A 12,761-nucleotide genomic window follows, 5' to 3' on the forward strand; every position below is an offset into this window, starting at 1 on the left:
CGTTAAACTTACCCACCCTCAGGATTCCCCACACCCCATGAGCCACTACGAAGGCGACCTCCGCCCGGCCGGCCCGGCCCGTTTTGCCATCATCGCCAGCCGCTGGAACGCCCGCATCACCGATGTGCTGGTGACCGGCGCCCGCCAGAGCCTGGCCGGTAACGGCATCGGCGAGGACGCCATCGACGTGGTGCGTGTGCCCGGTGCGTGGGAAATCCCGCTGGTGGCCGCCCGTTTGGCCGCCGCCGGCCAGCATGCGGCCATCATCGCCCTGGGCTGCGTGATCCGTGGCGATACCCGCCATTACGAGCATGTTGCCGACCGCTGTGCCGAAGGCCTGATGCGCGCCCAGCTGGATTTCGGTGTGCCGGTGCTTAACGGCGTGCTGGCGGTGGAGCGGGTGGAAGATGCCGAGGCCCGCGCAGGCGGCAGCCACGGCAACAAGGGTGAGGAAGCCGCATTGACGGCATTGGAAATGGTCAATCTTCTGGAACAGCTGCCATGAACAACAAGAACAACGGCAAGCCTGCCGGAAAGCCGGTCCGTCGCGATGGCGTGGACCCGGTACTGCGCTCGCGCGCGCGCCGTCGTGCCCTGCAGGCGATCTACGCCTGGCAGATTTCCGGTGGCAACGCCGAATCACTGCTGGCCCAGTTCGCCCACGAGCAGGCGCATGAAATTGCGGATCTGACCTACTTCGAGAGCCTGTTGCGTGGCGTGCTCGACAACCGTCGCGATCTGGACGAGGCACTGGCCCCGTTCGTCGACCGTGGCGTGGAAGAAGTGGATGCCATCGAGCGCGCCGTGCTGCGCGTGGCCGCCTACGAACTGCGTTACCGCCAGGATGTGCCGTACCGCGTGGTGATCAACGAGGCCATCGAAACCGCCAAGCGCTTTGGTTCCGAACACGGTCACACCTACGTCAACGGCGTGCTGGATCGCGCTGCGGTGGAATGGCGCAAGACCGAATCGGGCCACTGAGTCCGGGCTGGCGGTGATTGCCGCTGGTTGTCTTCATCACTGCGCCGGGGCCGGCATCATCGGCGCCGGCGTTGTTGTTTCAGGGGTGCCTGTGCATGAGCCTTGATGAGTTTGGTTTGATAGAGCGCATCCGCCGCCGTGCCGGTGCGCGGCCGGATGTGGCACTGGGCATCGGCGATGACGCCGCGTTGCTGCAGATGCCGCCCGGCCAGCAGCTGGTGGTCACCGCCGACACGCTCAACGCCGGCGTGCACTTCCCGGTGGAGACGCCGGCCGCGGACATCGGCTGGAAGGCGCTGGCGGTGAATCTTTCCGATCTGGCGGCAATGGGTGCCGCACCGGCATGGTGCACCTTGTCCCTGTCATTGCCGGAGGCATCACCGGTGTGGGTGGATGCATTCGCGGACGGCTTCTTCCAGCTGGCCGATCCGCATGGCATGGCCTTGATTGGCGGCGATACCACGCGCGGCCCGTTGTCGATCTCGATCACCGCCATGGGGCATGTGCCTGCCGGCAAGGCATTGCGCCGGGATGGCGCCCAGCCCGGTGACGACGTGTGGGTGACCGGCATGCCGGGCGAAGCCGGCCTGGCCCTGGCGTTGTGGCAGCGGCAACGGTTGCAGGTGACCGGGCCAGCAAGTGACGCGGCGCTTGAGCATCTGCGTGGTCGCCTGGCGCGGCCCACGCCCCGGTTGGCGGCAGGGTTGGCCCTGCGAGGGCTTGCGACGGCGGCCATCGATGTATCCGATGGCCTGCTGGCCGACCTGGGCCACATCTGTGAACGCAGCCAGGTGGCGGCCGAGGTGCTGGAAGGCGAACTGCCGATGTCGCAGATGGCGGCACAGGCCGGTGAGGCCGAGGTGTTCCGCATGCTGCGCGCGAGCGCGGGCGATGACTACGAGTTGTGCTTCACCGCGCCGGCATCACAACGCGAGCAAGTGTTCGAAAGCATGGCGTCCGTTGCAGTTCGGGTCACCCGTATTGGCTATATTCGGGCCGGTAGTGGGGTTCGGCTGGTCAACGGGGAGGGCACGGTGTTGGCAACATCGCGGTTGGGCTTCGACCATTTTTCTGCAGCAGGTCAGTCAGCAGATCACTAGGAAAAGCCCGTCCGCGCGGCGGTGGATTCAATTCCACCTCATCCACTCGGTTTCATCATTCCAACCGTGACACGTCGCGCTTTTGATGCAGGGGGTTGCATCCGCGACGGCAAGCAGGGGGCCTGGTAGTGGAAACGGCGACACGGGAAAAGGTCCGGGCGAAGATCGGGGATGCAGTCGCATCCTTTGCGTCTGTCGACAACCCGGCATTGGAAGCAGCGCTGGATGCCGTCCTTTCCCGTAACGCGGGGATTTCAATGTTGCTGGTATCGACCGGTGACGGCCGCACCGTGGCCCATCGTTGCTTCAGCACGCTGGATCCGCGCCGCCTCTCGGCGATGAGCAATTCCTTTCTTACGTTGGGTGAAACCCTGTCGCGCGAGCTCGGCCTGAGCACGGCCGACCACGTGACGATGTCCACCTCGCAGGGATGCATGGTGCTGGTGCGTGTGGCCGCAGGGCGGCCCTATACATTGGCGGCACTGGGACATGCCGATACCTCGCTTGCGATCCTGTTGTATGCGGCCCGTGATGCGGCGGGCCGTATTGAAGCGTTGCTGTAGATCCTGTTGCAGGGAACCGGTGCTGCAGGTTGTCCGGCTCCCGTGCGACAGGCCCGGGTCGAGGGGTGGAGATTCGACAAACACGCGTTCAGCCCATTCCACGTTCCGGCATGGCGGCGCACCCTGGCAAGACAACAAACGAGTGCATGGAGAAAGTCATGGCTGGAAACGTCAAGCTGGAAAAGCTCAATGAGATCACTGGTTTCGTCGGTGCAGCGCTGGTGGACAGCGACAGCGGCATGGCGCTGGGCATGTTGGGGGGCGGCCCGATCAACCTGGAAGTCGCCGCTGCCGGTAACACCGAAGTGGTGCGTGCGAAACGTCGCGTCGCCGCGTCGCTGGGATTGTCCGACAACATCGAAGACATCCTGATCACGCTGTCCAAGCAGTACCACCTGGTGCGTCCGCTGGAGAGCAACCAGGATCTGTTCCTGTACGTGGTGCTTGACCGTGCCCGCGCCAATCTGGCGCTTGCCCGCCACGAGTTGAAGTCGTTCGAGCAGACGCTCGATTTCAAGTAACGGTTGTGCGCATCGCTGCCCACGCTCCGGGCGGCGATGCGTTTGAAGTGCCTCCCGGCTCTCGTTCGATCACTCCACTGCGCATCGCTGGCGAGAACGGATGCCCGGGCCCAGTGGCGTCGCAGCGTGCGAACGGCGAGCAACCTTCGCGTGCCGGTGTTGGTGCCATGTCTGGGTTCTTAAGGCGTGGCTGTGAGATGTCGATTCAACTCAATGCGCTTCAGGTCTGACATATGGCGACCAAGCTGGTGTTTGTCGGTGAGATGGGTGCGGGAAAGACGACGGCCATCCGGTCGGTCTCGGACATGGAGCCGATCAGCACTGAAATGCCGATCAGTGACGAGGATGCGCTGCAGGTCTCACAGGGCAAATCGCACACCACGGTGGCGCTGGACTACAGCTCCATCGAGCTGGGTGATGGCCAATTGCTGCATGTCTACGGCGTGCCTGGTCAGGCTTATCTGGATTTCATGTGGCCCATCGTGGCCGAAGGCGCAATCGGTGTCGTCGTGCTGGTAAGCACGCTCAACCCGCGCGCGTTGCCCAGTACGCTGGCCTTGCTGGAACGCTTTCGCGTCTTGGCACCGGATGCCTGTTTCGCGGTGGGTGTCACCTGCCAGGATCGCCATCCAACTTTCGCCTTCGCGGCGCTGCGCGACGGGCTCGCCGCGGCCGGTCACCGCTTGCCGGTGATGTGGGTGGACGCACGCGAAGCGATGCAGGTCGACTTCCTGGTCAAGGCACTGTTGTCCTGCCGTTACCCCGAAACATCGCGTTGAATCGGGGCGGCCGCGGAGGCCGGGCTGAAAGCCCAGTGGCTCTGCCTCGCGCAATCACAGCAGATCGGCTCGGTCGGCAGATGCTGCCGGGCTTTCAGCCCGGCCTGTGAGGCTGCATCACTGCGGTGCCGAAGGCGGCGGCAGTACCTTGCCCGGATTGAGGATGCCGTCCGGATCCAGTGCCTGCTTGATCGCACGCATCGCATCCAGGGTGCTGGGGGAAAATGCCTGCGCCATGAAGTCGCGCTTGGCCAGCCCAATGCCATGTTCACCGGACAACGTGCCCCCCAGCCCCAGCGCCAGTGCGAACACCTGGGGCAGGGCCGCATGCGCGCGTGCGTTCTCGTCGGCATCGTCCGGGTGGTAGAGGATGTTGACGTGCAGGTTGCCGTTGCCGGCATGGCCGAAGGTGACGATGGGCAGGCGGGCATCGGCCGACAACCGTTGCACGCCTTCAACCAGTTCCGGGATGCGTGATACCGGCACGACAACGTCTTCGTTGATCTTGCCCGGCGCGATGCTCTTCAGCGCGGGCGACAGCGCACGGCGCGCAGCCCACAGCCTGTCGCGTGCGCTGCCATCGGTGGCGACATCCAGTTCCAGCATGCCGTCGCCTTCGGCGGCCTGTGCCAATGCATTGAGCAGATAGGGCAGGGTGTCATCGTCGCCATCGGCTTCGATCAGCAGCATCGCGCCGGCATCCGGTACCTGCGCACCATTGCGGCGCAGCAGCTCCAGGCTGCGCGCATCCATGAATTCGAGCATGGTCGGCGTGACTGGCTGCACCATCACCCGCGATACCGCCGCTGCCGCTGCTGCGGCATCGCGATACAGCACGCGCAGCCCGGCCTGCGCACGTGGGCGTGGCGCCAGCTTGAGCGTGGCCTCGACGATCAATGCCAGCGTGCCTTCGCTGCCAACGATCAGATGGGTAAGGTCGAAGCCGGTGGCGTCCTTGGTGTAGGCGCCGCCACAGTGGATCAGCTCGCCGGTGCCGGTGACGGCGACCAGGCCCAGCACGTTGTCACGGCTGGTGCCGTACTTCACCGCGCGCGGACCGCCGGCATTGCAGGCCAGGTTGCCACCGATGCTGCAGATATCCGCGCTGGAGGGATCCGGTGGCCAGAACAATCCATGCGGCATCAGCGCCTGTTGCAGGTCGCCATTGAGCACGCCCGGTTCGACCACCGCGCAGCGATCCCCAGCACGGATAGCGACGATGCGGTTCATGCGTGCGAATGACACCACCACGCCGCCAGCGGTGGGCACCGCCGCGCCGGTGGTGCCGGTGCCGGCGCCGCGCCCAACCAGCGGCACAGCGTGCTCGCGGCAGGCGCGGACAATGGCCTGCACCTGCTCGCGGGTGCTAGGCAGTGCGACGCCCTGTGGCAGTGCATGGCGCCAGGAGTTGTCCTGCGCATGGGCTTCCAGCGCGGTGGCGTCGGTGCGCCAGTCATCGCCCAGCAGCTGCGACAGGGTTTGGTTGAAAGCGTCGGGCAGGGCAGTCATGGGTGTTGGATTTCAACCGGCGCGCGGTGCTGCATGGCCTTCCAGCCCAGCACGCACAGGAACAGGGGCAGCCACACCCAGCGCAGTTCCGAAAGAACGGTCTGCAAGCCGCGTGCGCTGAAGAAATTGTTGGCAAACGGTGATACGCGGATCGGCCGCCAAGGCGCGAACAAACGGCTGTCGCTCCATGGCCACCACAGCGCCACGCCGAGACCGCCAGAGGTGAAGGCATCGAGCAGCGGGTGCGATAGCGCGCAGGCGAATACAAAGGCCGTTGCCTGCACCCGCGTCGCGCGCAACGGTCGTGCCAGCACTGCCGCAAGCAGCGCCAATACCGTAGAGAACAACAACGAATGACTGGCGCCACGGTGGCCGAAGGCATCGGCATACGGAATGTGCAGCGCGAAGGCCAGTACGTCGGCGTCGGGCAGCATCGCTGCGATCACACCAGCACCAAGCAGACGCGGTGAAATGCGGCCGCGCTCGCTGGCACACCACAGCGCAAGGGGAATGGCGGCATGAGTGAAGATGCTGGGCATCAGCAGTCGTCCGCGCGGAAGGCGTCGGTTATCCAGTGCAGGCGCGGCGGTTCGCCGCTGGCTTCGACCACGTCGAAGCGGCAGGGAGCATCGGCGTAGCGCGCATTGCTGGCCAGATACAACTGCGCGGCATGCACCAGCTTGCGGCGTTTGCCGGCATCCACCGATGCCGCGCCGCCGCCGAATACCGCCGAGCGCCGGTAGCGCACTTCGACAAACACCAGAGTGCCGGTGGCGGGGTCGCGCATCACCAGATCCAGCTCGCCGCCACGAAAACGCACGTTGGCGGCGAGCCAGCGCAGGCCGGCTGATTCCAGATGCGCGCGGGCGGCACTTTCGACCGCCGCGCCGCGCTGCAGTGGATCAGCGACCATCACCGATCGATGTCGGACGACCACCGCTGAAGGTGGACCATGCCGGCGTGCGCAGCACATTGCCGAAGCCATCCAGATGCAGCGTACCGGTCGCGCCGAACAGGCCGCCGCTGGTGCTGTTGGCCATCTTTTCCAGATACGCGGTGATCTTCCATGCATCGAAACCGAAGGCGAACAGGCGCGCGGCGCCGCCGCGTGCGGTGGCCAAGGTGCCGGCAACACTGCTGGCGGCGGGCAGGCCGGCAACGCCGCGTGTGGTCCAGGCCTCGCTCGGATAGACGATGCCGTCCAGCGCGGTGTCTTCCTCTGCTTTGCCGGTGTTGCTGATCAACTGCGAGGTGCCCACGCGGCTCACCGCCGACAGCCCGGCCAGTGCCAGCTGTGGCGCCAGCGCACGCGCCTGGTTGCCCTTGACGGCCAGGAACACGGCGTCCACGCCGTTGGTCTGGCGCAGCTGCGCGCCAATGTCGCCCGGGGCATCGCCGACGTTGATGCTGGCGGCGACCTTGCCCCCGCGTTCGGCGAAGCGTTCCTTGAAGGCGTTGCTGGCGCGGCGGCCGGCATCGTCGTTGCTGGCGATCACCAGCACGTTGCCGCGCTCGCGGCTCAACAGGTATTCGGCGGCCATGATGCCGTCGTCTTCCGGCGCCAGCGAGAAGGCGGCGCTGCCTGCGGGCGGACTGTCCTTGCCGCGGTTCAGTGCCAGCAGCGGCACCTGTAGTTCACGGTGGAACAACGCATCCACTTCATCACGGCCCAGCGGCCCGACAACAAAGTCCGCGCCCGAGGCCACGGCCTTGTCGTAAGCGGCGTTGGCGCCGGCGGCGGTGCCGTGGGTGTCGATGAAGTCGATCTGCGGGCGACGGCGGCTCTCGGCGTAGTAGCCGGCCAGCAGGCCATCGCGGACCGGCGCGGCTGCGGTGGCCATGTTGCCGCTCAGCGGCAGCAGTACGGCCATCTTTGCCGGCGGGCGATAGCCATCGGCTTCGGCTGGCGGACGCTTGCCGGTGTCCAGTTGCCAGGCCGCGTCGCGGTCAAACGGACGCGGCAGCGGCAGGCCGCGTGCGATCAACGCACGGCCGGCATGGTTGTACAGCGGGTCGCCGGCTGGCAGTGCGGTGGTGCGGCTGCTGAGCGTGGCATCGTCCAGCCCGGCCAACAGACGGGTGATGGCGCGTTGATTGTCGCTGCGCGCGGCACCGCTGAGCAGTGCACTTGCGCGGGCGCGTTCGGCAGCGGCGTTGAAGGCATCGCCATTGGCTTCAAGTGCCTGCGCGCGAGCGAGGTGCCAGCGGGCCTGCAACGGCGCGGGCAGCTGATCGGCCGCACTGGCCAGGGCCTGGAGGGCCACCGCCGGTTGCTTTTCAGCCAGGGCCAGCTCGGCCAGCATCAGGTTGTACCGTTGCTGGGTGGCGCCGCTGAGCTGGCGTGACTGCACCTGCGGGATCAGCATGCGGGCGCGCGCGTGGTCGCCGGCTTCGTGCCAGGCAAAAGCCGCATCGGCCAGCAGCAGCGATTTGGCTGCACCACGCGCCAGCGCGGCCTGGGCTTCCAGCTGCTGTGCCGCTTCGCGCGGTTTGCCTTGCTCAAGCAGGGCGATTGCAGCCTGCTGGGCGGGCGAAGTGGTGGGCGCGACGCTGGTGGTGGCGCAGCCCACGAACAGCAGCATCGACAACGACAGGGCGGAAATCCGGGCGGCGACAGACTTGTTCATTTGATATCCGTTCGACAGGGCGCGGCGGTGCCGGGCGGGGGAAACGGTACGATTCTACCCTTGCCCATGGAAAAGCCGATGATGAGTACCTCTGTCGCCACCTTGTATGTCGTTGCCACGCCCATCGGCAACCTTGCCGATCTGAGTCCGCGTGCGCAGGAGGTATTGCGGTCGGTGGCGGCGATCTGTGCCGAGGACACGCGGCACACCGGCCAGTTGCTGTCGCATTTCGGCATCAGCAAGCCGCTGGTGGCGCTGCACGACCACAACGAGGAAGCCATGGCGCAGCGCGTGGTTTCGCGCCTGCTGGCGGGCGAGTCGCTGGCGGTGGTGAGCGATGCGGGCACCCCGTTGGTCAGCGACCCCGGCTTCCGGCTGGTACGTGCCGCGCGCGCGGCTGGCGTCAAGGTCAGCCCGATTCCGGGTGCCTGTGCGGCGATCGCTGCATTGAGCGTGGCCGGGCTGCCAAGCGACCGTTTTGTATTTGAAGGTTTCCTGCCGGCCAAGTCGTCGGCACGGCGCGAGCGTCTGCAACGGCTGGCGGGCGAAACCGGCACGCTGGTGTTCTACGAATCCTCGCACCGCATCGCCGAATCGCTGGCTGACATGGGCGGCGCCTTCGGCAACGAGCGCCCCGCCGTGATTGCACGCGAGCTGACAAAGCTGTTCGAGACCGTGCTCGATGGCACCCTGGAGCAACTGCTGGCCAGGGTTCTGGCTGACGACAACCAGCGCAAGGGCGAGTTCGTGGTGATGGTGCAGGGTGCCGGTGATGACGAGGAAGCCAAGATCGCCGAAGGTCGCCGCCTTTACACCAAGCTCAACGAGCATCTGCCTCCGTCCACCGCCGCCAAGCTCGCCGCCGAACTGAGCGGTGCACCGCGCAAGGCGCTGTACGGGTTTTAAGAGGGGCCCAGGATGCGGGGAGCAGTGAATCGCTTTCCGGTGAGGGCTGGCAGGTCATGTCGCCCTGCGCCACGTTGCGGGTGTGGTGCGAGGTGCCGAAGCATTTGGCTTTTCGCGTCTGCCTGAATGGTTGCAGGGCGCAGCAGCCTGCTTCTGCCCCGCATTCCCGATTTCCTGTTCCCCATTTCCCGCCCCGATGCGACAATGCGCGCGGCGGAGTCGGCCAGGCAGTCGCGTCATTCCTTCGGGAATGCCGAGGAAAGTCCGGGCTCCACAGGGCGAGGTGCCAGGTAACGCCTGGGCGGCGCAAGCCGACGGAAAGTGCAACAGAAAGATACCGCCTACGTCTCCTTCGGGAGGCCGGTAAGGGTGAAATGGTGCGGTAAGAGCGCACCGCGAGTCTGGCAACAGACCGGTACGGCAAACCCCACCTGGAGCAAGACCAAATAGGGACCTAATGACGTGGCCCGCGTCGGGTCCGGGTAGGTTGCTTGAGCGTCACGGTGACGTGGCGCCTAGAGGAATGACTGCTCACGACAGAACCCGGCTTATCGGCCGGCTCCGCCACTTTCCCCGTCTGCCAGGCGGGAAAAGTCCCAAGTTTTCGCGGCGCGAAATCTTGGTCCTCGGGCCTTTGGCCTTCCAATTCCCCGCGCCTGTCGGCGCGCACCCTTTACTAGAGGGGACTTGGCTCCATCAAGATTGCCTGGCTCGCATCGCGCCGTTTCCGGCGTGCAAAGGGCATGAAAGCTGAGCCTTTCTCCCGCGATGGCGGGAGAAAGTGCCCAAGGGTGGATGAGGGCGATTTTTCTTCTGGCTGAAATTCCATCCACCTACGAACCAATAGGCAGGTGTCGGATGCCGGCCTTCTCACTCCCCGTCGCCGGGAATCTCCACTCGGGTCTCGCCCTGGAATACACCTTCCGGACCAAAGCGACGTTCATGAATGAAGCCGCGCCCGGCGTGGTCAATAAGGATCACCGTGCTGGCACGGGTGCCATAGTCGGCGCCGCGGATGAAGGCGCTGGACAGGCGTCGCTCCAGCTCAATCGGGACGCCGGTATGCGGAAGTGCGGTATCGGCGGCCCGGGTTTCATCCGCCAGCGCCCGCCAGAGCGGATCAAGCGTGGGAGTTTCCTGTGTCGACCATGTTTCCATCGCCCGCATGAGTCGCAGGGTTTTGGGCCACGGTGCATCCAGGCTGCCATTGGACATGCCGTGGATGCCGGGCGGCAGGTTCTGCCAGCCGGCGGGGTGGTTGCCGAGGTAGGTGCAGGTCTTGGCATCGGCAACAAGCAGATTGAATGGCGCAAATTCGCCGGCACGATTGGCCAGTGCGCGGGTGTAGTGAGTGGCATCCAGTGCGCCGCCCAGGTAGCTGGCGATCAGCTCGCCGCGCGAGGGTCCGCCGGTGGCAGCGGTCGGGTCGCGCACGTTGGTGACCACGGCGGCATGCCCGCGTGCATTCACCCCCATCCAGCTGCCGCCCGAGCGCAGGTCGCGCCCGGCGATCACGCTTTCCTGTGGTTCGGCCCAGCGTTGCAGGGGCGCCGTGGGGCGGGCGTGGAACTCGTCACGATTGCCCGCCATCGCCAGGCGCCAGCGGGGATGAGAGTTCCAGGCAAGGGTGACGAGGCACATGGACGGAGTGTGCCGATTCGCGCGGTTTCCGGCCATCCCAGTCTGAATGGTGGGGTAGTTGCGGTCCGGTTTTCACGCTGTCTCTACAGTGCTGAATTTCTTGGAAATCTCAAAATTTGAGACGAAACAGCAACTTGTGGATAAGCCTTGAACAAGTCTCTAAACATTGCTGCAAACCCTTGATGCAAATAGCGATTTTGCGAGCGGAAAGTTGTTGACAACCTTTTTGCCACTGCTAAGGTGGGCATCAGAGGGAAAACCGGGTTTTTTGTGGTTTTTCGTGGTTCAATAACTTTCCATACGCAATCAACAAACGGGTGCATACGGGTGTTTCAGGGCGAGACGGCCATCACGGTTGACGACAAGGGACGCATGGCGGTGCCCACCGCCTACCGCGACCTCGTCGCGCGTGCCAGCGGCAATCGTCTTGTGCTGACCTACAACCCGTTTGAAGCCGGTTGCCTGTGGTTGTATTCAGAGCAGGAGTGGGAGCGGGTGCGGGACGATGTAATGGCAAAGCCCAATACCCAGCGCGTAGTGCGCACCCTTCAGCAGAAGCTTGTCGGTTCCGCCGCCCACCTGGAGCTGGATGGAAACGGCCGTATCAGCCTTCCCTCCAGCCATCGCAGTGCGGTGGGCATCGAGAAGAAAGCAGTGCTGATGGGCATGGGTGACAAGTTTGAATTGTGGAGCGAGCAAGCGCACCGCGCACTGATCCAGCAGACGTTGTCTGACGCGGATCTGGGCGATGGGCTTCTCGACCTGAAGTTGTGAGCCGGGGTGCCCGGGTGCGCGGTCAAGCGCAAGCCGGTCACCCTCCGGTGTCACAGCCGCCGGCGGGTCACCTGCCGGTGCTGTACACCCAGGTCCTTGAGGGCCTGAGGGTGATCGAAAACGGTACCTATCTGGATGGCACGTTCGGCCGTGGCGGTCATGCCGGTGGCGTGCTTCGCCAGCTGGGTGCCGACGGCCGTCTGCTGGTCATGGACAAGGATCCTGAAGCCATCGCCGTGGCAGAGCGCGATTTCGCGCCCGACGGTCGCGTGGCGATCTATCGCGGCAGCTTTGCGGATCTGTTGAACTGGGACGAAACCGCTGCCGGTCTGGATGGCGTGCTGTTCGACCTGGGCGTGTCTTCGCCGCAGCTGGACGTGGCTGAGCGTGGTTTCAGCTTCGGCAAGGATGGCCCGTTGGACATGCGCATGGACCCGGACTCGGGCGAAAGCGCCGCGCAATGGCTCAACCGTGCTGAAGACCGCGAAATCGCCGATGTGCTGTGGGCCTATGGCGACGAACGCCAGAGCCGCCGCATCGCCCGCGCCATCGTTGCCCGTCGCGCCACCCAGCCGTTTGCGCGCACCGCCGAGCTGGCGGAGCTGATCGCATCGGTGATGCCGCGCGGCAAGGACAAGATCCATCCGGCCACGCGCAGCTTCCAGGCCATCCGCATCCACATCAATCGCGAACTGGCTGATCTTGAAGCCGGCTTGGACGCGGCGATGGCGCGGCTCAAGCCCGGTGGCCGTCTGGCGGTGATCAGCTTCCACTCGCTGGAAGACCGCATCGTCAAGCAATTCATGAACCGGCACGCCAAGGCGCCGCCGGCCAATCGTCGTTTCCCGGAAGCAACGGTCTTCGTGCCGACGCTGGATCTGATCGGCGGCGCGATCAAGGCTGAAGACGACGAGTTGGCGGTGAACCCGCGCTCGCGCAGCGCGGTGCTGCGGGTTGCCGAAAAGCGCGGAACCGGGAACGGGGAGCCGGGAATGAAGAGCCCGGGGAATGCCTCATCCCCCGATGCTGATTCCCCGATCACCACTTCCAACAAAGGGCGCAGGCCATGAGCCGCCTGCTGCTGATCGTGCTGCTGGCCTGCACCATCGCTTCGGCGATCGGTGTGGTGTTCATGCGCCACCGTCATCGGCAGCTGTTTGTCGAGCTGTCCAAGCTCGAGCATGCGCGCGACGAACTCAATATCGAATTCGGCCGTCTGCAGCTGGAGCAGGCCACGCTGGCGCAAGCCACGCGCGTTGATCAGGAAGCACGCGGTCGTCTGGGCATGAAGTTCCCGGAAGCCGCCGACATCGTGGTGATCCGCCCGTGAACAAGTCCGGCCGCAATCGCACCCGCAGCC

Annotated in this window: 15 protein-coding genes and 1 other RNA gene; 11 read left to right on the forward strand and 5 right to left on the reverse strand. The window is 65.2% G+C overall.

Going from position 1 to position 12,761, the window contains the following annotated elements:
* Positions 1-37 precede the first annotated feature (37 nt).
* From ribH to ABB26_RS09140, 6 genes are all read left to right on the forward strand, one after another.
* Complete coding sequence (gene ribH / locus ABB26_RS09115; protein WP_083490757.1) at positions 38-505, forward strand: 6,7-dimethyl-8-ribityllumazine synthase; 468 nt, start codon at positions 38-40, stop codon at positions 503-505.
* Complete coding sequence (gene nusB / locus ABB26_RS09120) at positions 502-981, forward strand: transcription antitermination factor NusB (protein WP_057633372.1); 480 nt, start codon at positions 502-504, stop codon at positions 979-981. Before ribH ends, nusB begins: the two co-directional genes overlap by 4 nt.
* A 95-nt stretch (positions 982-1,076) precedes the next feature.
* Positions 1,077-2,081 (forward strand): thiamine-phosphate kinase, encoded by a 1,005-nt coding sequence (gene thiL / locus ABB26_RS09125; protein WP_057633373.1) that lies wholly within the window; start codon positions 1,077-1,079, stop codon positions 2,079-2,081.
* A 257-nt stretch (positions 2,082-2,338) separates the two neighbouring features.
* Positions 2,339-2,644, forward strand: a complete 306-nt coding sequence (locus tag ABB26_RS09130) for a roadblock/LC7 domain-containing protein (protein WP_057633374.1) — start codon at positions 2,339-2,341, stop codon at positions 2,642-2,644.
* Between the two features lie 158 nt (positions 2,645-2,802).
* Positions 2,803-3,165 (forward strand): roadblock/LC7 domain-containing protein, encoded by a 363-nt coding sequence (locus ABB26_RS09135; protein WP_057633447.1) that lies wholly within the window; start codon positions 2,803-2,805, stop codon positions 3,163-3,165.
* A gap of 233 nt (positions 3,166-3,398) precedes the next feature.
* On the forward strand, positions 3,399-3,944 hold the full coding sequence (locus tag ABB26_RS09140; RefSeq protein ID WP_057633375.1) for a GTP-binding protein: 546 nt from the start codon (positions 3,399-3,401) through the stop codon (positions 3,942-3,944).
* 117 nt (positions 3,945-4,061) lie between these two features.
* Here the strand turns inward: ABB26_RS09140 and ABB26_RS09145 are convergent, their stop codons facing one another.
* The 4 genes from ABB26_RS09145 to ABB26_RS09160 are packed head-to-tail and all read right to left on the reverse strand — an operon-like array spanning position 4,062 to position 8,080.
* The gene (locus tag ABB26_RS09145) at positions 4,062-5,453 is read right to left on the reverse strand and encodes an FAD-binding oxidoreductase (RefSeq protein ID WP_057633376.1); all 1,392 of its coding nucleotides are present in this window, start codon (positions 5,451-5,453) and stop codon (positions 4,062-4,064) included.
* A complete protein-coding gene (locus tag ABB26_RS09150) occupies positions 5,450-5,992 on the reverse strand; it encodes a metal-dependent hydrolase (protein WP_057633377.1) in 543 nt (180 codons plus the stop codon). Before ABB26_RS09150 ends, ABB26_RS09145 begins: the two co-directional genes overlap by 4 nt.
* Positions 5,992-6,366: a YraN family protein gene (locus ABB26_RS09155; RefSeq protein ID WP_057633378.1), complete on the reverse strand. Its 375-nt coding sequence runs from the start codon at positions 6,364-6,366 to the stop codon at positions 5,992-5,994. The genes ABB26_RS09150 and ABB26_RS09155 overlap by 1 nt, the downstream gene beginning before the upstream one ends.
* The gene (locus tag ABB26_RS09160; protein WP_057633379.1) at positions 6,356-8,080 is read right to left on the reverse strand and encodes a penicillin-binding protein activator; all 1,725 of its coding nucleotides are present in this window, start codon (positions 8,078-8,080) and stop codon (positions 6,356-6,358) included. Before ABB26_RS09160 ends, ABB26_RS09155 begins: the two co-directional genes overlap by 11 nt.
* A gap of 81 nt (positions 8,081-8,161) precedes the next feature.
* Between ABB26_RS09160 and rsmI the strand changes: the two genes are divergently transcribed.
* Positions 8,162-8,986 (forward strand): 16S rRNA (cytidine(1402)-2'-O)-methyltransferase, encoded by an 825-nt coding sequence (gene rsmI, locus ABB26_RS09165; RefSeq protein WP_057633449.1) that lies wholly within the window; start codon positions 8,162-8,164, stop codon positions 8,984-8,986.
* A gap of 215 nt (positions 8,987-9,201) precedes the next feature.
* An RNA gene (gene rnpB / locus ABB26_RS09360) (RNase P RNA component class A) lies at positions 9,202-9,553 on the forward strand.
* 303 nt (positions 9,554-9,856) lie between these two features.
* Here the strand turns inward: rnpB and ABB26_RS09170 are convergent.
* Positions 9,857-10,627, reverse strand: a complete 771-nt coding sequence (locus ABB26_RS09170; RefSeq protein ID WP_057633380.1) for an NRDE family protein — start codon at positions 10,625-10,627, stop codon at positions 9,857-9,859.
* Between the two features lie 327 nt (positions 10,628-10,954).
* On the opposite strand from ABB26_RS09170, the gene mraZ reads away from it, so the two are divergent.
* Genes mraZ through ftsL form a run of 3 tightly spaced genes read left to right on the forward strand, consistent with a single transcriptional unit; the run spans position 10,955 to position 12,731 of the window.
* A complete protein-coding gene (mraZ, locus tag ABB26_RS09175; RefSeq protein ID WP_057633381.1) occupies positions 10,955-11,401 on the forward strand; it encodes a division/cell wall cluster transcriptional repressor MraZ in 447 nt (148 codons plus the stop codon).
* A gap of 14 nt (positions 11,402-11,415) precedes the next feature.
* A complete protein-coding gene (gene rsmH, locus ABB26_RS09180) occupies positions 11,416-12,471 on the forward strand; it encodes a 16S rRNA (cytosine(1402)-N(4))-methyltransferase RsmH (RefSeq protein WP_057633383.1) in 1,056 nt (351 codons plus the stop codon).
* Entirely contained in the window at positions 12,468-12,731 is a 264-nt protein-coding gene (gene ftsL, locus ABB26_RS09185; RefSeq protein WP_057633384.1) for a cell division protein FtsL, read from the forward strand. Before rsmH ends, ftsL begins: the two co-directional genes overlap by 4 nt.
* Positions 12,732-12,761: the final 30 nt, after the last annotated feature.

The organism is Stenotrophomonas humi (assembly GCF_001431415.1).
GTDB lineage: Bacteria > Pseudomonadota > Gammaproteobacteria > Xanthomonadales > Xanthomonadaceae > Stenotrophomonas > Stenotrophomonas humi.

Bases quoted from the DNA above. Each gene is read 5' to 3' on its own strand.
- ABB26_RS09170 (WP_057633380.1), bottom strand. From the start codon at position 10,627: ATGTGCCTCGTCACCCTTGCCTGGAACTCTCATCCCCGCTGGCGCCTG.
- ABB26_RS09160 (WP_057633379.1), bottom strand. From the start codon at position 8,080: ATGAACAAGTCTGTCGCCGCCCGGATTTCCGCCCTGTCGTTGTCGATG.
- ABB26_RS09155 (WP_057633378.1), bottom strand. From the start codon at position 6,366: ATGGTCGCTGATCCACTGCAGCGCGGCGCGGCGGTCGAAAGTGCCGCC.
- ABB26_RS09145 (WP_057633376.1), bottom strand. From the start codon at position 5,453: ATGACTGCCCTGCCCGACGCTTTCAACCAAACCCTGTCGCAGCTGCTG.
- nusB (WP_057633372.1), top strand. From the start codon at position 502: ATGAACAACAAGAACAACGGCAAGCCTGCCGGAAAGCCGGTCCGTCGC.
- ftsL (WP_057633384.1), top strand. From the start codon at position 12,468: ATGAGCCGCCTGCTGCTGATCGTGCTGCTGGCCTGCACCATCGCTTCG.
- ribH (WP_083490757.1), top strand. From the start codon at position 38: ATGAGCCACTACGAAGGCGACCTCCGCCCGGCCGGCCCGGCCCGTTTT.
- ABB26_RS09140 (WP_057633375.1), top strand. From the start codon at position 3,399: ATGGCGACCAAGCTGGTGTTTGTCGGTGAGATGGGTGCGGGAAAGACG.
- thiL (WP_057633373.1), top strand. From the start codon at position 1,077: ATGAGCCTTGATGAGTTTGGTTTGATAGAGCGCATCCGCCGCCGTGCC.
- ABB26_RS09130 (WP_057633374.1), top strand. From the start codon at position 2,339: ATGTTGCTGGTATCGACCGGTGACGGCCGCACCGTGGCCCATCGTTGC.
- ABB26_RS09135 (WP_057633447.1), top strand. From the start codon at position 2,803: ATGGCTGGAAACGTCAAGCTGGAAAAGCTCAATGAGATCACTGGTTTC.
- rsmI (WP_057633449.1), top strand. From the start codon at position 8,162: ATGAGTACCTCTGTCGCCACCTTGTATGTCGTTGCCACGCCCATCGGC.
- ABB26_RS09150 (WP_057633377.1), bottom strand. From the start codon at position 5,992: ATGCCCAGCATCTTCACTCATGCCGCCATTCCCCTTGCGCTGTGGTGT.